The 21,689-nt window shown below is 36.7% G+C and carries 19 protein-coding genes and 4 tRNA genes; 22 read left to right on the forward strand and 1 reads right to left on the reverse strand.

Features of this window, described 5'->3' with window-relative positions:
- Positions 1-11 precede the first annotated feature (11 nt).
- The 3 genes from ICG50_RS04975 (at position 12) to ICG50_RS04985 (ending at position 5,459) form a co-directional block, all read left to right on the forward strand.
- Entirely contained in the window at positions 12-1,871 is a 1,860-nt protein-coding gene (locus ICG50_RS04975) for a S8 family serine peptidase (RefSeq protein ID WP_187659818.1), read from the forward strand.
- A gap of 104 nt (positions 1,872-1,975) precedes the next feature.
- A complete protein-coding gene (locus ICG50_RS04980; protein ID WP_187659819.1) occupies positions 1,976-3,907 on the forward strand; it encodes a putative porin in 1,932 nt (643 codons plus the stop codon).
- A 190-nt stretch (positions 3,908-4,097) separates the two neighbouring features.
- Positions 4,098-5,459 carry a pyridoxal-phosphate dependent enzyme gene (locus ICG50_RS04985; protein ID WP_187659820.1) on the forward strand — a complete coding sequence of 454 codons (1,362 nt, stop codon included), beginning with the start codon at positions 4,098-4,100 and terminating at the stop codon, positions 5,457-5,459.
- A 122-nt stretch (positions 5,460-5,581) separates the two neighbouring features.
- Here ICG50_RS04985 and ICG50_RS04990 read toward each other — a convergent pair whose 3' ends face one another.
- Positions 5,582-7,231: a PNGase F N-terminal domain-containing protein gene (locus ICG50_RS04990; RefSeq protein ID WP_187659821.1), complete on the reverse strand. Its 1,650-nt coding sequence runs from the start codon at positions 7,229-7,231 to the stop codon at positions 5,582-5,584.
- A 56-nt stretch (positions 7,232-7,287) separates the two neighbouring features.
- On the opposite strand from ICG50_RS04990, the gene ICG50_RS04995 reads away from it, so the two are divergent.
- From ICG50_RS04995 to rpoB, 19 genes are all read left to right on the forward strand, one after another.
- Positions 7,288-8,556: a DUF2851 family protein gene (locus ICG50_RS04995; RefSeq protein ID WP_187659822.1), complete on the forward strand. Its 1,269-nt coding sequence runs from the start codon at positions 7,288-7,290 to the stop codon at positions 8,554-8,556.
- A gap of 3 nt (positions 8,557-8,559) precedes the next feature.
- A complete protein-coding gene (locus tag ICG50_RS05000; protein WP_121311682.1) occupies positions 8,560-8,787 on the forward strand; it encodes a PspC domain-containing protein in 228 nt (75 codons plus the stop codon).
- A gap of 3 nt (positions 8,788-8,790) precedes the next feature.
- Positions 8,791-9,672 (forward strand): helix-hairpin-helix domain-containing protein, encoded by an 882-nt coding sequence (locus tag ICG50_RS05005; protein WP_187659823.1) that lies wholly within the window; start codon positions 8,791-8,793, stop codon positions 9,670-9,672.
- A 30-nt stretch (positions 9,673-9,702) separates the two neighbouring features.
- Positions 9,703-10,872 (forward strand): acyl-CoA dehydrogenase family protein, encoded by a 1,170-nt coding sequence (locus tag ICG50_RS05010; protein WP_187659824.1) that lies wholly within the window; start codon positions 9,703-9,705, stop codon positions 10,870-10,872.
- Between the two features lie 282 nt (positions 10,873-11,154).
- A complete protein-coding gene (rpsU, locus tag ICG50_RS05015) occupies positions 11,155-11,349 on the forward strand; it encodes a 30S ribosomal protein S21 (RefSeq protein WP_187659825.1) in 195 nt (64 codons plus the stop codon).
- 68 nt (positions 11,350-11,417) lie between these two features.
- Positions 11,418-12,314, forward strand: coding sequence for a tyrosine-type recombinase/integrase (locus ICG50_RS05020; protein ID WP_187659826.1), 897 nt, complete (start codon positions 11,418-11,420; stop codon positions 12,312-12,314).
- Positions 12,315-12,346: 32 nt separating this feature from the next.
- On the forward strand, positions 12,347-12,649 hold the full coding sequence (hpf, locus tag ICG50_RS05025; protein ID WP_187659827.1) for a ribosome hibernation-promoting factor, HPF/YfiA family: 303 nt from the start codon (positions 12,347-12,349) through the stop codon (positions 12,647-12,649).
- A 91-nt stretch (positions 12,650-12,740) separates the two neighbouring features.
- Positions 12,741-12,814 (forward strand) — tRNA-Thr (locus ICG50_RS05030).
- 30 nt (positions 12,815-12,844) lie between these two features.
- Positions 12,845-12,926, forward strand: a tRNA-Tyr gene (locus ICG50_RS05035).
- Between the two features lie 257 nt (positions 12,927-13,183).
- Positions 13,184-13,255 (forward strand) — tRNA-Thr (locus ICG50_RS05040).
- 55 nt (positions 13,256-13,310) lie between these two features.
- A complete protein-coding gene (tuf, locus tag ICG50_RS05045; RefSeq protein ID WP_121311676.1) occupies positions 13,311-14,498 on the forward strand; it encodes an elongation factor Tu in 1,188 nt (395 codons plus the stop codon).
- A 59-nt stretch (positions 14,499-14,557) separates the two neighbouring features.
- Positions 14,558-14,628, forward strand: a tRNA-Trp gene (locus ICG50_RS05050).
- 17 nt (positions 14,629-14,645) lie between these two features.
- A complete protein-coding gene (secE, locus tag ICG50_RS05055; RefSeq protein WP_187659828.1) occupies positions 14,646-14,843 on the forward strand; it encodes a preprotein translocase subunit SecE in 198 nt (65 codons plus the stop codon).
- A gap of 10 nt (positions 14,844-14,853) precedes the next feature.
- Positions 14,854-15,405, forward strand: coding sequence for a transcription termination/antitermination protein NusG (gene nusG, locus ICG50_RS05060; protein WP_187659829.1), 552 nt, complete (start codon positions 14,854-14,856; stop codon positions 15,403-15,405).
- Between the two features lie 65 nt (positions 15,406-15,470).
- Positions 15,471-15,911, forward strand: coding sequence for a 50S ribosomal protein L11 (gene rplK / locus ICG50_RS05065; protein ID WP_187659830.1), 441 nt, complete (start codon positions 15,471-15,473; stop codon positions 15,909-15,911).
- Between the two features lie 8 nt (positions 15,912-15,919).
- Positions 15,920-16,609, forward strand: a complete 690-nt coding sequence (gene rplA, locus ICG50_RS05070; protein WP_162127315.1) for a 50S ribosomal protein L1 — start codon at positions 15,920-15,922, stop codon at positions 16,607-16,609.
- Between the two features lie 23 nt (positions 16,610-16,632).
- Entirely contained in the window at positions 16,633-17,133 is a 501-nt protein-coding gene (gene rplJ, locus ICG50_RS05075; RefSeq protein ID WP_187659831.1) for a 50S ribosomal protein L10, read from the forward strand.
- Between the two features lie 53 nt (positions 17,134-17,186).
- The gene (gene rplL / locus ICG50_RS05080; protein WP_187659832.1) at positions 17,187-17,561 is read left to right on the forward strand and encodes a 50S ribosomal protein L7/L12; all 375 of its coding nucleotides are present in this window, start codon (positions 17,187-17,189) and stop codon (positions 17,559-17,561) included.
- 256 nt (positions 17,562-17,817) lie between these two features.
- Positions 17,818-21,630 carry a DNA-directed RNA polymerase subunit beta gene (rpoB, locus tag ICG50_RS05085; protein ID WP_187659833.1) on the forward strand — a complete coding sequence of 1,271 codons (3,813 nt, stop codon included), beginning with the start codon at positions 17,818-17,820 and terminating at the stop codon, positions 21,628-21,630.
- The last annotated feature ends 59 nt before the right edge of the window (positions 21,631-21,689 follow it).

Here is a 21,689-nt window from a genome sequence, read left to right on the forward strand (position 1 = left end):
TTCTTCACTAAATGAAATATCTTTTATTATTATTGTTACTTTCTTTCTCTGGGTTTTCTCAAACAATTTCAGACAGAAATAAAATTATTGCTAAATATGATCAAGAAAAAATAGCACTTCTAAAAAGTAAAACACAAGCTTTTTATCAGTTACAGCAATCATTAATTGATCAGTATAAAAAAGATCATTCATACATTGAAAGTGAAACTAATCTGTTGCAAAAATTTGATAATGGTTTTCCATTGTTTTATACTGTATATAATCAAGGATCTGCCATCACTTTAGGTGCAAATGCGTTATATCCTGGAGGTAGTTTAGGATTGAATCTAACCGGTGCCGGTATGGTTTGCGGTGTTTGGGACGGTGGAAGGGTTAGAAATACTCATCAGGAATTAACTGGCGAAAAAATTATTTTTGGGGATGATAATCCTACACTTAGTGACCATGCTACTCATGTATCCGGGACAATTTTGGCCACCGGTGTTAGTCCAGCCAGAAGAGGTATCGCTTATCAAAGTATAGCAGTTACCTATAATTTTGCCAATGATTATCCGGAAATGTTATCCTTTGCAGAAAGTGGTAATATTGTTTCTAATCATTCTTATGGCTACATTGTTACAAATTTTCCCAACTGGAGGTTTGGTTCCTATGATATTTCATCCGTAGAGATCGATGATGCCTCTAATACGTTTCCATATTATCAAATGGTTATTGCGGCAGGAAATGACAGAAATGATACTACTATACCACAATTAGCGGCAAAAGGAGGTTATGATATGCTAACAGGTGCTAGTTTGTCTAAAAACAGTATTGTCGTTGCTGCTGTAAATGGAGTGCCAAATTACATAGATGAATCAAGTGTAATCATGTCTAACTTCAGCAATTTTGGTCCAACAGACGATGGCAGAATCAAACCGGATATTGCTGCAAAAGGTGTCGGTGTAAGTTCTTGTACCGGACCAGCCAATAATTCTTATAGTTCATATCAAGGAACATCTATGGCTACTCCAGCCATTACAGGGATGATTTTATTATTGCAACAGCATTATAATGAATTGAACGGTGAATTCATGAGAGCGGCCACTGTTAGAGGTTTAATTTGTCATTCAGCAAAAGAAGCGGGATTGAATGTTGGTCCGGATTATGAATATGGATGGGGTTTAGGCAATGCGGAATCAGCAGCCGAAATTATATCCGGTAAAGATGTTTCAACTTTATTAGAGGAAAATACACTTTTGAATACGCAAGTATTTACCAAACAAATTACAATTACTTCTACACAAGACATTAAAGCCACTATCTGTTGGACAGACCCAACAGGTTCGGTTAATGCTTCCGGTGAAGTTGATAACAGAACGCCAAGATTGAAAAATAATTTAGATTTAAAAATTTTAAAAGACGGCGTTACCTATTACCCTTGGAAGTTGGATCCGATAGATCCTGTTAGTGGTGCTACAAATGACTCAGATAACGATGTTGATAATGTTGAAAAAGTTGAAATTTTCTCTGCTGTACCGGGAGTTTATACTATTCAAGTTTCTCACAAAGGCACATTGTTAGGAGGCTTGCAGAATTTTTCTTTAATAGCTAATGGTGTTGATGGATTAAGTTTAGACACCAGAAATTACAATTTAGATGATACTATTTTTATCTATCCAAATCCAACAAATGACATCCTAAACTTTAACCTAAAAGACACTGTTGAGATTTCAGCAATCAATATCCATGATGTATCAGGAAAACAAGTGTTCAGAAATGAAAATGTATCGGGAACTTCTTCTATTGATGTTTCCAATCTAACTTCAGGGGTTTATTTTGTAACCTTCCAAACAGATAAAAATGCTGTAACAAAGAAGTTCATCAAAGAATAATCATTTTACCAAAAATAGTTTAAACCATCTCTGTCAAAAGGGATGGTTTTTTTATGATTTTATTACAAATTGTTTTGTGTATTTTTGTCTTGAAATTTATTCGAATGAGAAACTTATTTATCGCCATCTTTTTATTGACTTTGTCTGTCGGGTTTTCTCAAACGAGAACAAACGGAACGCCAACAGACCGCAATGCAAAAGAAGGAACTCAAAACGATACTCCAAAAGCTGCGTTTGACCAATATAGAATTATCACTTTAAAAAGAGATACAACCTATGTTGATACCTCATTAACCATCAAAAAAGAATACGAATACAACTATTTGCGCAAAGATATTTTTGGGTTGTTGCCCTTTGCCAATGAAGGACAAACCTACACCGTTTTAGATTATGGCTATAAAAAGTTCTCCTCGTTCCCGGAAATAGGTTTCTCAGGAAAACATTTCAATTACATGAAACCGGATGATATTAAATATTACTCCGTAGCTACACCATTAACTGAATTGTATTTTAAAACAGTTATGCAACAAGGTCAATCCGTTGATGCCTTTATTACAGTGAACACTTCGGAAAGATTCAATATGTCGGTGGCCTTCAAAGGACTCCGTTCGCTCGGTAAATACATTAACCAATTGTCAAGCACAGGAAACTTTCGATTTACGTCAAGCTACAATACTTTAAACAAAAGATATTATCTCAACTTTCATTACACCGGACAAGATTTTCTTAATGGTGAAAACGGTGGAATTACTACTTTAGAAGATTTTGAAGGAGAAGACGCCGCTTTTCAAAACAGAGCCCGACTTGAAGTGTACCTCAGAGATGCCAAAACTTTCATGAAAGGAAAAAGATTTTTTCTCGATCACAATTTCAGAATCAATTCTAAAACCGGAAACAACAACCTTTATGTAAGCCACCAATTCAACTACGAAAATAAATTCTTTGAATACAACCAAGCCACTGTACTCTCAACGGTAGGAGATGAACAAATTTTACGCTTCGGAGAGGCTTTCGTATCTTCCGGAATAAACGATCAAACGCGTTACAATCGAATGTACAATAAAGTGGGTGCCGTATATGAAAACTTATTACTAGGTAAATTTCAATTCTTTGCCGAAGATTTTCGATACAATTATTACTACAACAGAATTCTGATTTTGTCTTCGGGTGTGGTGCCCAGTTCTATTAATGACGAAATCAACACCGTCGGCGGCCAATACGAATACAGAAAAAACAAATGGAACGGAACTTTCTTGTATTCCAATTCTATTTCCAATCAATCCCTTTCAAATTTTGACGCCAAACTTACCTACAAACTCAACAATAAAAACGAATTTTTGTTCCAATACCAAATGTTGAACAAAATCCCGGACCATACGTATAACTTGTACCAAAGCAGTTTTATTGCCTACAATTGGTACAACGATTTCAAAAACGAAAAGATAAATAACTTAGAAGCTACCGCAAAAACGCAATGGTTAGATGCTTCTCTGCAAGTAAGTTCTTTTAATGATTATTTGTATTTCAGCGACGATTCTACTGATCCACAACAGCAATTAATTTCACCCAAACAATACAACAAAACCATCAACTATTTATCGGTTAAGGTCAGTCGCGAATTCAAATGGTGGAAATTGGCGTTAGATAATACGATTTTGTACCAACAAGTCGACCAAGAAGACGACATTCTCAACGTGCCGCAAATCGTGACCAGAAATTCACTCTATTTTACCGATTATTTCTTTAAAAAAGCGTTGTATCTGCAAACCGGTTTCACACTCAACTATTTTACAAAATACTACGCCAACGATTATAATCCGGTTACTGCCGAAGCTTTTGTGCAAAACCAAAGAGAAATTGGTGAATTTCCAATGATCGATTTATTTATCAATGCCAGAGTGCGCCAAACCCGAATTTTCTTGAAGTTAGAACATTTAAACTCCAGAATGACAGGAAATAATTTCTATACGGCACCAAATTATCCTTATAGAGATTTCATGATTCGTTTCGGATTGGTGTGGAATTTCTTCCAATAGTTTTTTGAGGAACGAATGGTTCGGGCTTTATTTGTTATGGTAATTCCTGCCTTCCGAGTTACGCGGTAACTTCTCCAGTCAGGGTTAATGGATAAACTATCCGAATTTTTGTAAACATCCTAAATAGCACTACATTTGTCTAATTATTATCAATCTATTTTCTTTACTCTATATTCTATTCTATTATAAAATGAACTACGCAGAGAACATATTAGGCACTATCGGAAACACGCCTTTAGTTAAGTTGAACAAAGTTGTTGAAGGAATCGACGCCTTAGTTTTAGCCAAAGTAGAAACCTTCAATCCGGGTAACTCTACCAAAGACAGAATGGCATTAAAAATGGTTGAAGATGCCGAAGCCGATGGCCGATTAAAACCAGGTGGTACCATTATCGAAGGTACTTCAGGAAACACAGGAATGGGTTTAGCCTTAGCCGCCATCGTCAAAGGCTACAAATGTATTTTTGTCATAACCGACAAACAATCCAAAGAAAAAATGGATATCCTTCGAGCCGTTGGCGCAAAAGTTATCGTGTGTCCAACTGATGTAGAGCCAACCGATCCGCGTTCGTATTATTCGGTTTCCAAAAGATTAGGAACAGAAATTCCAAATTCTTGGTATGTAAACCAATATGATAATCCCTCAAACGCACAAGCCCATTACGAACAAACCGGACCTGAGATTTGGGAACAAACCGAGGGTAAAGTTACCCATTTTGTAGTTGGTGTCGGAACAGGCGGAACCATTTCAGGGATTGGAAAATATTTAAAAGAAAAAAATCCAAACATCAAAGTTTGGGGAATTGATACTTACGGATCAGTATTCAAAAAATACCACGAAACCGGAATTTTCGATGAGAATGAAATTTATTCCTATATCACCGAAGGAATCGGAGAAGACATCCTTCCAAAGAATGTTGACTTTTCAGTTATTGACGGTTTCACCAAGGTAACCGATAAAGATGCTGCCGTTTACACTCGTAAAATTGCTTTGGAAGAAGGAATTTTTGTGGGGAATTCAGCCGGAGCTTGCGTGAAAGGATTGCATCAGTTAAAAGAACATTTCACCAAAGACGATGTGGTAGTGGTTTTATTCCACGACAGCGGAAGCCGTTATGTGGGGAAAATGTTCAATGACGATTGGATGCGTGAAAGAGGTTTCCTTGACGAAGATATCACCAAAGCTGAAGACGTAATCAAAGACCATAAAGACAAACCATTGGTAATCGTACGCACCGAAGAATTGGTGTCACACGCTATTGAGCGTTTGAAAAAATACAACATCTCTCAAATTCCGGTTATCGACACTACAGGGTTCGTAGGAAGTATAGACGAAACGGATTTGTTCAGAAGCTATGTGGAAGATAAAAATATAGCCGATAAACCCATTAAGGATATTATGGGCAAACCTTATCCAATCGTAAACGCCAATGCACCGATTGAAGAGATTTCCAAACTAATCAATAAAGACAACCAAGCGGTTCTGGTAGATTTAGGCAATGGGAAACACCATATTATTACGAAACACGATATTATCAGTTCGATAAAATAGGACTAAGCGTTAATAAAATGTCTAGTGGACATTTTTAGCGAACGGGCCAGACGGCGCGGTGGCAAAAGGGATAAGGGATTAGGAAGTTCTTATCCCTTTTCTCTTATCCCTTTTTCCTTAAATTATTCCCCAATCAAAACTCCTGAAACATTCCATGCACTAAAGCTTCCGCCTTCAGGCAACCCTTGTGGAATTTTAATTTGTATGGTATGGGTTCCGGCTGCTAAATCGCCTAAGTCAATAAAGATGGGGTTGGTCACAGTTCCCGGACACCAATTCGATCGGCTGTAATCCGAAGAAGACAATCCATTCGGAAAATTCCCTGACGCCGGATTCGACAAGCGATAGGAACCACAATCTTGGCGCCAAGGCGTAAAGCTGAAAGTTGCTACACCGTCTAGATAAATCGAATTTTTTTTGGGTACAAATTCATCTCCGTTTTCCCAACCGCCATGACCTGTTGTGATATAACGCAGTTTACAATTCTTCATGGGTTGGTCTAATGTAAAAGTAACTTCTAAACCTTTGTCATTATTGAACATCGTGCCATATTCCTGACCGGCCATTTCCATAATGTTATTGGAACAAAACAAAGGCACAATTTGCGTTGGTCTCACCTTACTATCTTCTTCGTTGTGAATGGTAATATTGGCCGACACTTTATGACCACCTTTGTCATAGTTGCCAATGTTGATGCCAAGCCAAACTTCTTGGCCACTCAATAAACTTCTCAAATCGGATACGTCTTGACGGTACAATACATTTTCTGCCCAAGTTTTATTTTTCAACTCTAAATAATTGTATTGTTTGATTCCAAAAGGCGTAAAGAACCGCATTAATTCGACTATTGGATTATAGTTTGGTGTCGAAATTACACCTTGGTATTCTTTACCATTACCATTAATGTAAATCGGTAACGTTTTGGCGCCGTTTTGTAAACCATTCAAAAACGATAGTTCTTTATCCGTCGGAATCATAAAAAAAGAACCGGTTCGGTCATAAGCATCGCCGATGGATTGCTCCGTTACATCGACAAAAATTTGGCTTCCAACTTTGATCTCAGGAAATTTTACTTTTCGAACTGCAATTGTACCGTTGGCAAAGCGTAAAATAGAATCATTCGACTTCGAAGCATCGGAAAAGTTGATGATTTGGTCTTTGAAAACGTTGATGGTAGTGAAACGGCTTTTCCAAAGTAAATCTTTATAAGTCAAAACGTCAACAAACTTCTTAGGCAATTCAATTCCCGGTAGCGATTTTATTTTTTCTACTTTAGTGGCCGCAATCACAAAGTTACCGTTGCGCACCATTTCAAGAACCAAACCTAAATTTTGCCCCAAAACTGTTGGCGAACCTTTAACGTTCAATTCGTCAGTATACCAAAACTCTATAGTGTTGGAATTGACAATTGTTTTGGCTTTTTTACAATTGTAGCCTAAGATTTTCTTACGGTCATTTAAGTATTCAAAAGTTTGCTTCGCCAATGAAACGCTGTCTTTCATAGCAATACTTTCCGAACGGTTTAAAGTGGCTGTTTGGTAAAATGAATTGTTGCTTCTGTCTATTTTGGTTTGTTCAAATGGGAAGGCCGCTTTTTGATTGGAAATGGTTTCGGTACTCAACAAAGTCTGATTGGCATTAGTGAAAACCCAAACGGCATCTTGGTTTTCCAACAAACTTCCGTTGGAGCTTTTCAGGTAAGTGATTTTATAGTTTTGCGCAAAGCCATTGGCCGAGATTATCAACAAAAGAACAAAAAGTAATTTTTTCATTACAAAAAATTTGAATATAAAAGTAAAATTCTTACTTTAGTTAAAAATTTAGAATCGTGAAAGAAGATTTTCTTCATTATGTATGGCAATATAAGAAGTTTGCCTTTCCCAACCTAACAACAGTTTCAGGAGAGGAAATAACTATTGTCAATACAGGTCAATATTTGAAGCAATCCGGGCCTGATTTTTTTAATGCCCAAATTATTATTGGCCATCAAAAATGGGCAGGCAATGTGGAAATTCATTTGAAGTCTTCGGATTGGTATTTGCACCAACATGAAAACGATGACCATTATAACAATGTGATATTGCATGTGGTTTGGGAACACGACACACCGATTTTCAGGAAATACAACTCTGAAATTCCGACTTTGGCACTTAAGTCATATATTGAACAAGATGTTTTGAAACAATATCTGTCATTAACTTCCCCAAAATCTTGGATTTATTGTGAAAACCAAATTGCATCAATTGATCAATTTTTTTTTAAAAATTGGCTTGAACGTTTGTTTTTTGAGCGCTTGGAACGAAAAGCCATTCCGATTGAAGAACTTTTGCAAGAAACTGATAACGATTGGGAATCGGTTTTGTTTTATATGTTGGCCAAAAATTTCGGGCTGAATACCAACGGTGAAATCTTTTTAAAAATGGCGAAGTCAATACCGTTTTCGATTATCCGAAAAGAACGTTTTGAGGTTGAAAATTTAGAAGCACTACTAATGGGTAAAGTTGATTTGTTACCTATGGATGCTGAGGATTATTATGCTAAAGATTTGCACAATCGTTCAACATATATCATGCAAAAACATCGTTTGAAGAAAACTTTTGTCGAACCGGTTCAGTTTTTTAAACATCGCCCTGATAATTTCCCGACCATTCGTTTGGCACAGTTGGCAATGTTGTATCACAAGCGGCAAAATTTGTTTGCCGAAATTATTGCCACACATTCAATGGAAGATTTTTATAAACTGTTTGAGGTTGGCGTTTCTTCCTATTGGGAAAATCATTATCAATTTGAAAAAGAAAGCCCCAAAAAGAAGAAGCAATTCTCCAAATCTTTTATCGATTTGTTAGTCATTAATACCATTGTGCCGTTTCAATTTACATATGCTAAAAGTCAAGGAAAAGAGATTTCGGAACAGCTATTACGGCTCATGGAAACTATTGCGCCCGAAAAGAATATTATCATTGAAAAGTTTTCTAATTTTGGAGTGAATTCAAAAAATGCTTTTGAAACACAATCACTTTTGCAACTGAAAAACAATTATTGCAATCATAGCAAATGTTTGCAATGTGCTCTAGGAATCCAACTTTTAAAAAAATAACCAATGTCACCTGTAATCCAGTTAAAATATTTCTTCGAAAAACACGGTTTTCATGTTTCGTCACGCTTGGCGGATAAATTGGGAATGCGGGCTTCGAATGTGCGTTTGTTTTTTATCTACATCACCTTTGTCACCGCCGGATTGTGGTTTGGCGTGTATTTAACTTTAGCGTTCTGGATTAAATTAAAAGATTTAATTCGAGGTAAAAGAACTTCTGTTTTTGATTTGTAAAGTATGACCAATGATAATTCCTTCTTGCGCTCCATTTTAAGTTATTCGAAGAGTCAACGAATCGGAATTATATTGCTCATTATTATCATAGTTTTTTGCCAAGGTTTTTACCATTTTAATGATTTTAGAACTTTTGACACTATAAATAAAGAAGAAACCAATTGGTTAGCCAATCAAAGTTTGATAGACAGTCTTAAACTTCAAGGCAAACAATATAACCCCACAATTTATCCATTCAATCCTAATTTTATCACTGATTTTAAAGGATACAAACTCGGTATGTCAGTAGAAGAAATCGACCGATTATTGGCTTACCGAAAACAAAACAAGTTTGTCAATTCAGCCACCGAATTTCAAAAGGTAACTAAAGTATCTGACTCTTTACTCAAAGTCATCTCACCTTATTTCAAATTCCCGGATTGGGTTAAGAACAAAAAAGAATATGGTTCGACTTATTCCAAAAAAGAGTTTTACAAAGCTGAAAAGATTTCCGTTCTCGATATCAACGAAGCCACGAAAGAAGATTTGATGAAAGTTTATGGAATTGGTGATAAAATTTCGGATCGCATTTTGGAGCAAAAAAATAAGTTGGGCGCTTTTGCCTCAATGGAACAAATGCAAGATATTTGGGGATTGTCACCCGAAGTAATCGAAAAGTTGCATCAGCATTTTGAAGTAAAATCGACTTCCAAAATCAAAAAAATAAACATTAACAATGCATCAGTCAAAGAGTTATCTCAATTTCCTTTTTTTAAGTATGCTTTGGCCAAAGAAATAGTAATTTATCGAAGCATGAATGGTGATGTAAAAATTGAGGATTTAACAAAAATTAAAGGTTTTCCTGTTGATAAGATAAAAATAATTGCCTTATATTTGGAATTCTAAAAAATAGCCTAAAAAAGAAGCCTTATTTATATGAATTCAACATATTTTACAGAAGAACACGAATTGTTTAGAAAGAGTTTGCAAGATTTTTTGCAGAAAGAAGTAGTCCCGCATATTGAAAAATGGGAAAAAACGGGAACTATTGAACGCTTTATTTGGAAAAAGTTTGGCGATATGGGTTTTTTTGGATTGGCTTATCCTGAAGCTTATGGAGGATTAAATTTAGATTTATTTTACACCGTAATATTTTTAGAAGAGCTTCAAAAAATAAAATCTTCCGGTTTTGCGGCTGCTATGTGGGCGCATACTTATCTGGCTATGACACATTTAAATGCAGAAGGTGACGAAAGAATCAAACAAGATTATTTAGCACCAAGTATTGCCGGCGATAAAATAGGTGCCTTGTGTTTAACTGAGCCTTTTGGCGGAAGCGATGTGGCAGGAATGCGTACAACAGCAACCAAAAATGGAGATAAGTATGTTATTAATGGTTCGAAGACATTTATCACCAATGGTGTTTATGCTGATTATTATGTTGTTGCGGCTAAAACCAGTCCGGAGCTTGGGAACAAAGGAATCAGTATGTTTCTTGTAGATACCAATTCAAAAGGGATTGCCAAAACAAAGTTGGATAAATTAGGATGGAGAGCGTCCGATACGGCTGAGATTTCTTTTGATAATGTTGAAATTCCTTTGGAAAATTTAATGGGTGAAGCCGGAAAAGGATTTCCTTATATCATGCAACATTTTGCTTTAGAGCGATTGATTATGGCCATCAATGCGCATGCAAGAGCTGAATACGCAATCGAATATACTATTGAATATATGGCACAACGAGAAGCTTTTGGAAAAACCATTAACAAGTTTCAAGCCTTGCGTCATACGATGGTAGACCATGTTACCGAAGTGGAGCATTGTAAAATATTTAATTATGCTGCAGTGGCAAGATTAAATAAAGGTGAATATGTAGTTAAAGAAGCTACTATGGCCAAATTAAAATCGACGAAAGTTGCGGATGAAGCTATTTACAGTTGCCTGCAAATGTTAGGTGGTTATGGTTATATGGAAGAATATCCGTTGGCAAGGTTGTTAAGGGACAGTCGTTTAGGACCAATTGGTGGAGGGACTTCAGAAATTCTTAGAGAAATTCTGTCTAAGATGATTATTGACAAGCAAAGCTATCAGCCTGCGGTGAAGTAAAAAAGTAAAAAGTGATAAGGGAAAAGGGATAAGTTGTTTAGGTGGCTTATCTCTTTTCTCTTTTAACTTCTCCCTATCTTTTGCGTGAGGGATGGAAGTGGAAATCCTTTTGCGAAACAAAAGATTGCAACGGACAGCCCGACGGTGGCTATGTTGAATGTTTTTAGTTTAAGGAAATTGTTGTAGCCACCGGCACGCCAAAAAATAATTCATAATTTATAATTTATAATTCATAATTATTATTACTTTTGCACCCACTAAATGAGAGGAGGTGTCCAAATTATGTTGATTATACCAATTAAAGACGGAGAAAACATTGATAGAGCATTAAAGCGCTACAAGAGAAAGTTCGATAAAACCGGAACTGTAAGACAACTTAGAGCGCGTCAGGCGTTTACTAAGCCATCTGTAGTGAGAAGAGCGCAAGTTCAAAAAGCTGCTTATATTCAAAACTTAAGAGACAATATCGAAGGATAGTTAAATTCCTTATAAGATATAGCCGCTGATGATTAAAGTTTCCTAACTTTGAAGTCAGCGGTTTTTTTATGGAAAATTTTAAACATAAGTTTCAGGATTATTTACGCTTAGAGAAGAATTACTCTTTGCATACAGTAACCGCTTATATTAATGATATTGGTTTCTTTGAATCTTTTTTGTCAAGTGAATTTGATGACAATAATTTAGTCAAGGTAAACTATAATCAGGTTCGTGCTTGGATAGTTTCACTGTCTGATGATGGGATTTCCAATTCTTCTATCAACCGAAAGATTTCTTCCTTAAAATCATTTTACAAATTTTTGCTAAAAACAAAGCAAATTGAAGCGAGTCCGCTACTAAAACACAAAGCTTTAAAAGCGCCCAAAAAACTACAAATTCCGTTTTCGGAAAAAGAATTAGATTTGGTTCTAAACCAAATAGTTTACAGTAATGACTTTGATGGAATTCGAGATAAATTAATTGTTGATTTATTCTACACTACCGGTATTCGTAGAACGGAGTTGATTAACTTAAAATTGCATAACATCGATTTGTCAAACGGCACAATGAAAGTTTTAGGGAAAAGAAATAAGGAAAGGATTATACCTATTTTACCGGTTGTCGAAAATCAAATAAAATTATATTTAACAGAAAGGTCACATTTACAAAGGATTGTCGATGAAGAGTATTTTTTTCTATTGTTAAAAGGCGTTAAATTGAACGATTCGTTTGTTTATCGTTTAATAAATTATTACTTTAGTAATGTCTCCGAGAAGGTTAAAAAAAGTCCGCATATATTAAGACATACATTTGCGACTCACCTATTGAACAACGGGGCAGATATTAATTCGGTTAAAGAATTGTTAGGTCATTCTAGTTTGGCTTCTACCCAAGTCTACACGCACAGCAGTTTAGCGGAACTTAAAAAAGTATACAGTAGCGCTCATCCTAGAAATAAACAATAATTCTACAATGTTTAATCATTAAAATTTTAATTATGAAGGTAAATGTTCATGCAGTAAATTTCACTGTCGACAGAAAGCTGGTTGATTTCATCCAAGAAAGATTAGGTAAACTTGAAAAATTCTATGACAAAGTTGTTTCTTCAGATGTTTTTTTGAAGGTTGATAATACAAGCGAGAAGGAAAATAAAATGGTAGAAGTAAAAATTCATGTCCCAGGAGATGATTTTATGGTAAAAAAGCAATGTAAAACTTTTGAGGAAGCGGTTGAGTTGTCTTCAGAATCTTTGGAGAGATTGTTGGTAAAAAGAAAGGAAAAAATCAGAACACATATATAAGATAAATTTTTTTCTAAAAATGTTTTGATTAAAAGATAAAATCCATACATTTGCAGTCCGTTAGAAATAGCGGACTTTTTTTATTGTGTATGCCAGCGTAGCTCAGTTGGCTAGAGCAGCTGATTTGTAATCAGCAGGTCGTGGGTTCGAGTCCCTCCGCCGGCTCAATTTTAGGGATAAAACGTAAGAAAAGTGGGGGAGATACTCAAGCGGCCAACGAGGGCGGACTGTAAATCCGCTGATTACATCTTCGCAGGTTCGAATCCTGCTCTCCCCACAAGATTTAAATAGGAATTTATCCGAAAGTTTACTTTCGAGTAAATTCAGATTTAAAGCTTGTATAAGGCATCGCCTTATCAGGATCACAAGTTTACTTGTAATCCTGATTTTTTGAAGTCTTATTGGGATAATCACCTGAATGGGGTAATCCAAAACCGGAAATTCAACCTTGTGTTGATTACCAACTAATAGGAATTTAGAAATGTGAATTTGGGTTTTCTGAATTCTAAGGTCTAACTTTTGGACTAGGCAAAAGCCGACTTAGCTCAGGGGTAGAGTGCTTCCTTGGTAAGGAAGAGGTCACGGGTTCAATTCCCGTAGTTGGCTCAAAATTGTAAAATTTGAACACTAATATATAAACTAAGATTAAAAATTAAGTAAAATGGCAAAAGAAAATTTTAACCGTAACAAGCCCCACTTAAACATTGGAACAATTGGGCACGTTGACCACGGAAAAACAACTTTAACTGCAGCAATCACAAAAGTATTATCTGATGCAGGTTACTGTCAAGCGAAATCATTTGATCAAATTGATAACGCTCCGGAAGAAAAAGAAAGAGGTATTACAATTAATACTTCACACGTTGAGTATGAAACGGCTAACCGTCACTACGCACACGTTGACTGTCCAGGTCACGCGGATTACGTTAAGAACATGGTTACTGGTGCTGCTCAAATGGACGGTGCTATTTTAGTAGTTGCTGCAACTGACGGACCAATGCCACAAACACGTGAGCACATCCTTTTAGGACGTCAAGTAGGTATTCCTAGAATCGTTGTATTCATGAACAAAGTGGATATGGTTGATGATGCGGAATTATTAGAATTGGTTGAAATGGAAATCAGAGACTTATTATCTTTCTACGATTATGATGGAGATAATGGTCCTGTAGTTCAAGGTTCTGCTTTAGGTGGATTGAATAACGATCCGGCTTGGGTACCAAAAATCATTGAATTGATGGAAGCTGTTGATAATTGGATTCAAGAGCCAGAAAGAGATGTTAACAAACCTTTCTTGATGCCGGTTGAAGACGTATTTACAATTACAGGTCGTGGAACTGTTGCTACAGGTCGTATCGAAACTGGTATTTGTAATACTGGAGATCCAGTTGAAATCATTGGTATGGGTGCTGAGAAATTAACTTCTACAGTAACTGGTATCGAAATGTTCCGTCAAATCTTGGATAGAGGTGAGGCTGGAGATAACGCAGGTATCTTGTTAAGAGGTGTTGCAAAAGAAGATATCAAAAGAGGAATGGTTATTTGTAAGCCAGGATCTGTAAAACCACACGCTAAATTTAAAGCTGAGGTTTATATCTTGAAAAAAGAAGAAGGTGGTCGTCACACACCATTCCACAATAACTACCGTCCACAGTTTTACGTACGTACAACTGACGTAACAGGTGTTATCTCTTTACCAGCTGGTGTAGAGATGGTAATGCCAGGTGATAACTTAACTATTGAAGTTTCTTTGTTAAGTGCAATCGCTTTGAACATCGGTTTACGTTTCGCTATCCGTGAAGGTGGTAGAACAGTAGGTGCTGGTCAGGTTACTGAAATTTTAGACTAATTATCTAATTAAATATATTACCAGTGTCGTTTTTTAGAACGACACTGGTTTTTAATGAAACGGGCGTAGTTCAAGGGTAGAATAGCGGTCTCCAAAACCGTTGATGGTGGTTCGAATCCTCCCGCCCGTGCAAAAAAATAATATACAATGACAAAAATTGTTAACTATATATCAGAAGCATTTGAAGAATTGAGAACAAATGTTACTTGGCCGGAATGGGCTGAAGTTCAAAAGTACACTATTGTAGTGGCAGTATTCTCTATTATTCTAGCTCTAGCAACTTGGGGTATTGATGAAGCTTGTGCAAAAGTTATTGCCGGTTTCTTTAATTGGTTAAAACCTTAATTTTTCTGAAATGGCTGATATTAATGTAAAAAAATGGTATGTCGTTAGGGCTGTTAGCGGTCAAGAAAATAAGGTAAAAGCTTATATCGAAACTGAAATTAACAGATTAGGCATGGTAGATTATATCTCTCAAGTGCTTGTTCCAACAGAAAAAGTGGTACAAGTTAGAGACGGAAAAAAGATAGCTAAGGACAAAGTTTACTTTCCTGGTTATGTCATGATTGAAGCTAATTTGGTTGGTGAAATTCCACACATTATTAAATCAATTACAGGTGTTATAGGTTTCTTAGGTGAAGTTAAAGGTGGAGATCCTGTGCCTTTAAGATTATCAGAAGTAAACAGAATGCTAGGAAAAGTAGATGAGTTGGCTGTGAATACAGATACTCAAAACATTCCTTTCAATATAGGAGAAACCATCAAAGTTATCGATGGTCCTTTCAATGGTTTCAACGGAACTATTGATAAAATCAATGAAGAAAAGCGTAAACTTGAAGTGATGGTGAAAATTTTCGGAAGAAAAACACCATTAGAATTGAGCTTTATGCAAGTTGAAAAAGTATAATTTGTTACACTATTATAAACCGCAAACGTCTGCTTCCACAGGCCGCTGCAAATTTTATTAAAACAATGGCTAAAGAGATTAGTAAAGTAGTTAAACTACAAGTTAAGGGAGGTGCTGCGAACCCGTCGCCACCGGTTGGACCTGCTCTGGGAGCTGCTGGTGTTAATATCATGGAATTCTGTAAGCAGTTTAATGCTAGAACCCAAGATCAACCCGGCAAAGTGTTACCGGTACAAATTACCGTGTATAAAGACAAATCGTTCGATTTTGTTGTTAAAACTCCACCTGCTGCAATTCAATTATTGGATGCTGCTAAATTAAAATCTGGTTCAGGTGAGCCTAACAGAAAGAAAGTTGCTAGCGTAACTTGGGATCAAATTAAAGCTATCGCCGAAGACAAGATGACTGATTTAAATGCTTTCACAACTGAAAAAGCTATGAGCATGATTGCTGGAACAGCTAGATCTATGGGTATAACTGTAACTGGAGATTCTCCTCTAAAATAAGGTAAGAAATGGCAAAATTGACAAAAAAACAAAAAGAGGCTGCTGCAAAAATTGAGAAAAACAAACTGTATTCATTAAAAGACGCTTCGTCTTTATTGAAAGTTGTTGCTTCTGCAAAATTTGACGAGTCTGTAGATATTGCTGTTCGTCTAGGAGTTGATCCAAGAAAAGCAAATCAAATGGTAAGAGGTGTTGTAACTCTTCCTCATGGAACCGGTAAAGATACTAAAGTATTAGCTTTAGTAACTCCGGATAAAGAAGCAGAAGCAAAAGCAGCTGGTGCTGACTATGTAGGTTTAGACGATTACCTTCAAAAAATTAAAGATGGTTGGACTGATGTTGATGTAATCATCACTATGCCGGCTATCATGGGTAAATTAGGTCCTTTAGGACGTGTATTAGGTCCACGTGGTTTAATGCCAAACCCTAAAACAGGAACAGTAACCATGGAAATTGGAAAAGCTGTTGCTGAAGTAAAAGCGGGTAAAATCGACTTTAAAGTTGATAAAACTGGAATCGTTCACGCTGGTATCGGAAGAATTTCTTTCGAAGCAGATAAGATTGTAGATAACGCTCACGAGATTATTCAAACATTACTTAAATTAAAACCAACTGCAGCTAAAGGAACATACATCAAGAGCATTCACATCTCTTCTACTATGAGCCCTGCTATCGCTTTAGATCCTAAAGCAGTATAATTGGTAGTTAAACATATTTTATTATGACAAGAGAAGAAAAATCAATCGCGATAGAAGATTTAACTGCAAAGTTGGCCGAAAGTAATATTGTATATATTGCTGACACCTCTGGGTTAGATGCTGAAACGACTTCAAACTTAAGAAGAGCTTGTTTTAAAGCCGGAATTAAATTAGAAGTGGTTAAGAACACTTTGCTTGGAAAAGCAATGGAAGCTTCAAGTAATGATTATGGTGATTTGTCATCTGTGTTAAAAGGAAACTCTTCCATATTTATCGCAGACATCGCAAATTCACCTGCCAAAATCATTAAAGATTTCAGAAAAAAATCAGATAAGCCTGCATTTAAAGGTGCTTACATCAACGGTGAAGTTTACATCGGCGATAACCTTTTAGATAGCTTAGCTTCATTGAAATCTAAAGAAGAAGTTATTGGAGAAATCATCGGATTACTTCAATCTCCTGCGAAACGCGTTATTGCTGCATTATTAAACAATGCAGAACAAAAAGGCGAAGCCGCAGAATAATTAGAGCAGACTAAAAAAATAATAATTAAAGAACATTTTAAACGATAGAAAAAATGGCAGATTTGAAACAATTCGCAGAACAATTAGTTAACCTTACAGTAAAAGAAGTTAACGATTTAGCTACAATATTAAAAGATGAGTATGGTATCGAACCAGCTGCTGCAGCTGTAGTAGTTGCTGCTGGTGGTGGTGATGCTGGTGCTGGTGCTGAAGAGCAAACTGAATTCACAGTTGTATTGAAAGAAGCTGGAGCTTCTAAATTAGCTGTTGTAAAAGCAGTTAAAGAATTAACAGGTCTTGGCTTAAAAGAGGCTAAAGATTTAGTTGACGGCGCTCCATCAAACATCAAAGAAGGAGTTACTAAAGCAGAAGCTGAAGGTTTGAAAAAATCTTTAGAAGAAGCTGGAGCTGTTGTTGAGTTAAAATAATCCAACACCGGTTTTAGAACTAGGTTTAGGCCTTGGACAAACGCGTCCAAGGGCCTAAACCATTTTTCGTATAATAAAATTATTGTCTTAAATAAAACCAAATACGAAAAACTTTTAACCCATACGAAGAAGAAAACAATCTAATTTTCCTGGTTTGTTTTTAAGAGGTATTGGTTATCAAATTAAGGAAAAGTAGAATCAAGCCGTGTGCATACACACAAAAAATTACTTTTTTAAATCAAAATTTTGTCCATTGATGATAACAAATCAGACTGAAAGATTGAATTTTGCCTCTACTAAAAACATACCTCAATATCCGGATTTCCTAGATGTTCAGGTTAAATCTTTTAAAGATTTCTTCCAATTGGAAACCAAATCTGACGAGAGAGGCAACGAAGGGTTATACAACACCTTCATGGAAAACTTTCCAATTACTGATACAAGAAACCAATTTGTATTGGAGTTCCTAGATTATTTTGTTGACCCACCACGTTACACCATTCAAGAGTGTATCGAAAGGGGTTTAACATATAGTGTGCCTTTAAAAGCCAGACTAAAACTTTACTGTACTGATCCGGAGCACGAAGATTTTGAAACGATTGTTCAAGATGTTTATCTTGGAACAATTCCATACATGACACCTAGCGGAACTTTCGTTATCAATGGTGCAGAACGTGTGGTAGTTTCTCAGTTACACCGTTCACCTGGTGTTTTCTTTGGTCAGTCTTTCCATGCTAATGGTACCAAGTTATATTCTGCTAGAGTAATTCCTTTCAAAGGTTCATGGATTGAATTTGCTACCGATATCAACAGCGTAATGTATGCTTATATCGATAGAAAGAAAAAATTACCGGTGACTACTCTTTTCCGTGCTATCGGATTCGAAAGAGATAAGGACATCCTTGAAATATTTGACCTTGCAGAAGAAATCAAAGTTTCTAAAACCGGTCTTAAGAAATACGTAGGAAGAAGATTGGCTGCGAGAGTATTAAATACTTGGCACGAAGATTTCGTTGACGAGGATACTGGTGAAGTAGTATCTATCGAGCGTAACGAAATTATCTTGGATCGTGATACCATTATCGACAAAGATAATGTGGAAGAAATCATCGATTCTAACGTAAAATCTATTTTGTTACACAAGGAAGATGCTAATCAAGGTGATTATGCCATCATCCACAATACGTTACAAAAAGACCCAACAAACTCAGAAAAAGAAGCTGTTGAGCACATTTACCGTCAGTTGCGTAATGCAGAACCGCCTGATGAGGAAACCGCTCGTGGTATTATAGATAAATTATTCTTCTCTGACCAACGTTACAACTTAGGTGAAGTAGGTCGTTACAGAATGAACAAAAAATTGAACCTTGATATCCCAATGGAAAAGCAAGTCTTGACCAAAGAAGATATCATCACTATCGTGAAATATTTGATCGAATTAATCAACTCTAAAGCAGAGATTGATGATATTGATCACTTATCAAACCGTCGTGTACGTACAGTTGGTGAGCAATTGTCTCAACAATTTGGGGTAGGTTTAGCTCGTATGGCCAGAACCATCCGTGAGAGAATGAACGTTAGAGATAACGAGGTGTTTACACCAATCGATTTGATCAATGCTAAAACATTATCATCGGTTATCAACTCTTTCTTTGGTACGAACCAGTTATCTCAATTCATGGACCAAACCAATCCACTAGCTGAGATTACACACAAAAGAAGATTATCTGCCCTTGGACCAGGTGGACTTTCGAGAGAAAGAGCCGGTTTCGAGGTACGTGACGTTCACTATACGCACTACGGAAGACTTTGTCCGATTGAAACGCCTGAGGGACCAAACATCGGATTGATTTCATCATTAGGTGTTTATGCGAAAGTAAACGGAATGGGATTCATCGAAACACCTTACCGTAAAGTAACTAACGGAACAGTTGATTTAACTTCTGAACCAATTTATTTAAGCGCAGAAGAAGAAGAAGGTAAAATGATTGCGCAGGCAAACATCGAAATGGATGCCAAAGGAAAAATTACTGCCGATAAAGTTATTGCCCGTGAAGAAGGTGATTTCCCGGTAGTTGATCCAAACGAAATCCACTATACCGACGTAGCGCCTAACCAAATCGCCTCGATTTCAGCCTCATTGATTCCTTTCTTGGAGCATGATGATGCGAACCGTGCGTTGATGGGCTCCAACATGATGCGTCAGGCTGTACCATTGTTACGTCCTGAAGCACCAATCGTAGGAACAGGTTTAGAGCGTCAAGTAGCGTCTGACTCAAGAGTATTAATCAATGCGGAAGGAAACGGTACTGTTGAGTACGTTGACGCCAACATGATTACTATCAAATACGACAGAACAGAAGAGGAAAGAATGGTAAGTTTTGACCCGGATGAGAAATCGTATAACTTGATCAAATTCAGAAAAACGAATCAAAGTACGTCTATCAACTTGAAACCAATCGTAAGAAAAGGTGACCGAGTGAAATTAGGACAAGTACTTTGTGAAGGATACGCGACACAAAACGGAGAATTAGCATTAGGAAGAAACCTTAAAGTAGCATTTATGCCATGGAAAGGATACAATTTCGAGGATGCGATTGTAATTTCTGAAAAAGTAGTTCGCGACGATATCTTCACTTCTATCCACGTGGATGATTATTCATTGGAAGTTAGAGATACAAAATTAGGTAACGAAGAGTTGACTAATGATATCCCGAACGTTTCTGAAGAAGCTACCAAAGACTTGGATGAAAACGGAATGATCAGAATTGGTGCCGAAGTTAAACCTGGCGACATTCTAATCGGAAAAATTACACCAAAAGGAGAATCAGATCCTACACCGGAAGAGAAATTGCTTCGTGCCATCTTCGGGGATAAAGCAGGTGATGTAAAAGATGCTTCGTTAAAAGCTTCTCCATCATTACATGGTGTGGTTTTAGACAAAAAATTATTCGCAAGAGCGGTAAAAGATAAAAAGAAACGTACCAAAGATAAAGACGATTTGACGTCTTTGGAAATGGAATTCGAAACCAAGTTTGTGGAATTAAAAGATAAATTGGTTGAAAAATTATTCACGATAGTAAACGGAAAAACATCACAAGGTGTAATGAACGATTTAGGAGAAGAAGTTTTGCCAAAAGGTAAAAAATACACTCAAAAAATGTTACATGCCGTTGAAGATTTCGCTCACTTGACTAAAGGACAATGGGTTGCTGATGAAGAAACTAACCATTTGGTTAACGACTTAATTCACAACTACAAAATCAAATTAAACGATTTACAAGGTGCTTTAAGAAGAGAGAAATTTACCATCACTGTTGGAGATGAATTACCAGCCGGTATCTTGAAATTAGCGAAAGTATATATCGCTAAGAAACGTAAATTGAAAGTGGGTGATAAAATGGCGGGACGTCACGGAAACAAGGGTATTGTGGCTCGTATCGTTCGTCATGAAGACATGCCGTTCTTAGAAGATGGAACTCCTGTTGATATCGTTTTGAATCCACTGGGTGTACCTTCTCGTATGAACATCGGTCAGATTTATGAAACTGTTTTGGGTTGGGCCGGAATGAACTTGGGTAGAAAATATGCTACACCAATTTTTGACGGAGCAACACTAGACCAAATCAATGAATTGACAGACGAAGCAGGTATTCCAAGATTCGGTCATACTTATTTGTATGACGGAGGAACCGGAGAACGTTTCCACCAAGCAGCAACAGTTGGAGTTATCTATATGTTGAAATTGGGGCACATGGTTGACGACAAAATGCACGCACGTTCTATCGGACCATACTCTTTAATTACACAACAACCATTGGGTGGTAAAGCTCAATTTGGAGGTCAGCGTTTTGGAGAAATGGAGGTTTGGGCACTTGAAGCTTATGGAGCCTCAAGCACGCTTAGAGAAATTTTGACTGTTAAATCGGATGACGTAATCGGTAGAGCTAAAACTTACGAAGCTATCGTTAAGGGAGAAACTATGCCGGAACCGGGATTACCAGAATCATTCAATGTATTGATGCATGAATTGAAAGGTCTTGGATTAGACATCAGATTAGAAGAATAAAAATAGTTGGCAGTGGCAGTGTTCGGATACACTATCTGAACACTGAACACTGAATACTG

It is taken from the genome of Flavobacterium buctense (assembly GCF_014486695.1).
In the GTDB taxonomy this organism is placed as follows: domain Bacteria; phylum Bacteroidota; class Bacteroidia; order Flavobacteriales; family Flavobacteriaceae; genus Flavobacterium; species Flavobacterium buctense.

What these genes read in the sequence shown, in the direction of transcription:
- ICG50_RS05010 (WP_187659824.1), top strand. Translation starts at nt 9,703, where the DNA reads ATGAATTCAACATATTTTACAGAAGAACACGAATTGTTTAGAAAGAGT.
- rpoB (WP_187659833.1), top strand. Translation starts at nt 17,818, where the DNA reads ATGATAACAAATCAGACTGAAAGATTGAATTTTGCCTCTACTAAAAAC.
- hpf (WP_187659827.1), top strand. Translation starts at nt 12,347, where the DNA reads ATGAAGGTAAATGTTCATGCAGTAAATTTCACTGTCGACAGAAAGCTG.
- rplK (WP_187659830.1), top strand. Translation starts at nt 15,471, where the DNA reads ATGGCTAAAGAGATTAGTAAAGTAGTTAAACTACAAGTTAAGGGAGGT.
- ICG50_RS05020 (WP_187659826.1), top strand. Translation starts at nt 11,418, where the DNA reads ATGGAAAATTTTAAACATAAGTTTCAGGATTATTTACGCTTAGAGAAG.
- nusG (WP_187659829.1), top strand. Translation starts at nt 14,854, where the DNA reads ATGGCTGATATTAATGTAAAAAAATGGTATGTCGTTAGGGCTGTTAGC.
- rpsU (WP_187659825.1), top strand. Translation starts at nt 11,155, where the DNA reads ATGTTGATTATACCAATTAAAGACGGAGAAAACATTGATAGAGCATTA.
- secE (WP_187659828.1), top strand. Translation starts at nt 14,646, where the DNA reads ATGACAAAAATTGTTAACTATATATCAGAAGCATTTGAAGAATTGAGA.
- ICG50_RS04980 (WP_187659819.1), top strand. Translation starts at nt 1,976, where the DNA reads ATGAGAAACTTATTTATCGCCATCTTTTTATTGACTTTGTCTGTCGGG.
- ICG50_RS04985 (WP_187659820.1), top strand. Translation starts at nt 4,098, where the DNA reads ATGAACTACGCAGAGAACATATTAGGCACTATCGGAAACACGCCTTTA.
- ICG50_RS04990 (WP_187659821.1), bottom strand. Translation starts at nt 7,231, where the DNA reads ATGAAAAAATTACTTTTTGTTCTTTTGTTGATAATCTCGGCCAATGGC.
- ICG50_RS05000 (WP_121311682.1), top strand. Translation starts at nt 8,560, where the DNA reads ATGTCACCTGTAATCCAGTTAAAATATTTCTTCGAAAAACACGGTTTT.
- rplL (WP_187659832.1), top strand. Translation starts at nt 17,187, where the DNA reads ATGGCAGATTTGAAACAATTCGCAGAACAATTAGTTAACCTTACAGTA.
- rplA (WP_162127315.1), top strand. Translation starts at nt 15,920, where the DNA reads ATGGCAAAATTGACAAAAAAACAAAAAGAGGCTGCTGCAAAAATTGAG.
- ICG50_RS05005 (WP_187659823.1), top strand. Translation starts at nt 8,791, where the DNA reads ATGACCAATGATAATTCCTTCTTGCGCTCCATTTTAAGTTATTCGAAG.
- tuf (WP_121311676.1), top strand. Translation starts at nt 13,311, where the DNA reads ATGGCAAAAGAAAATTTTAACCGTAACAAGCCCCACTTAAACATTGGA.
- rplJ (WP_187659831.1), top strand. Translation starts at nt 16,633, where the DNA reads ATGACAAGAGAAGAAAAATCAATCGCGATAGAAGATTTAACTGCAAAG.
- ICG50_RS04975 (WP_187659818.1), top strand. Translation starts at nt 12, where the DNA reads ATGAAATATCTTTTATTATTATTGTTACTTTCTTTCTCTGGGTTTTCT.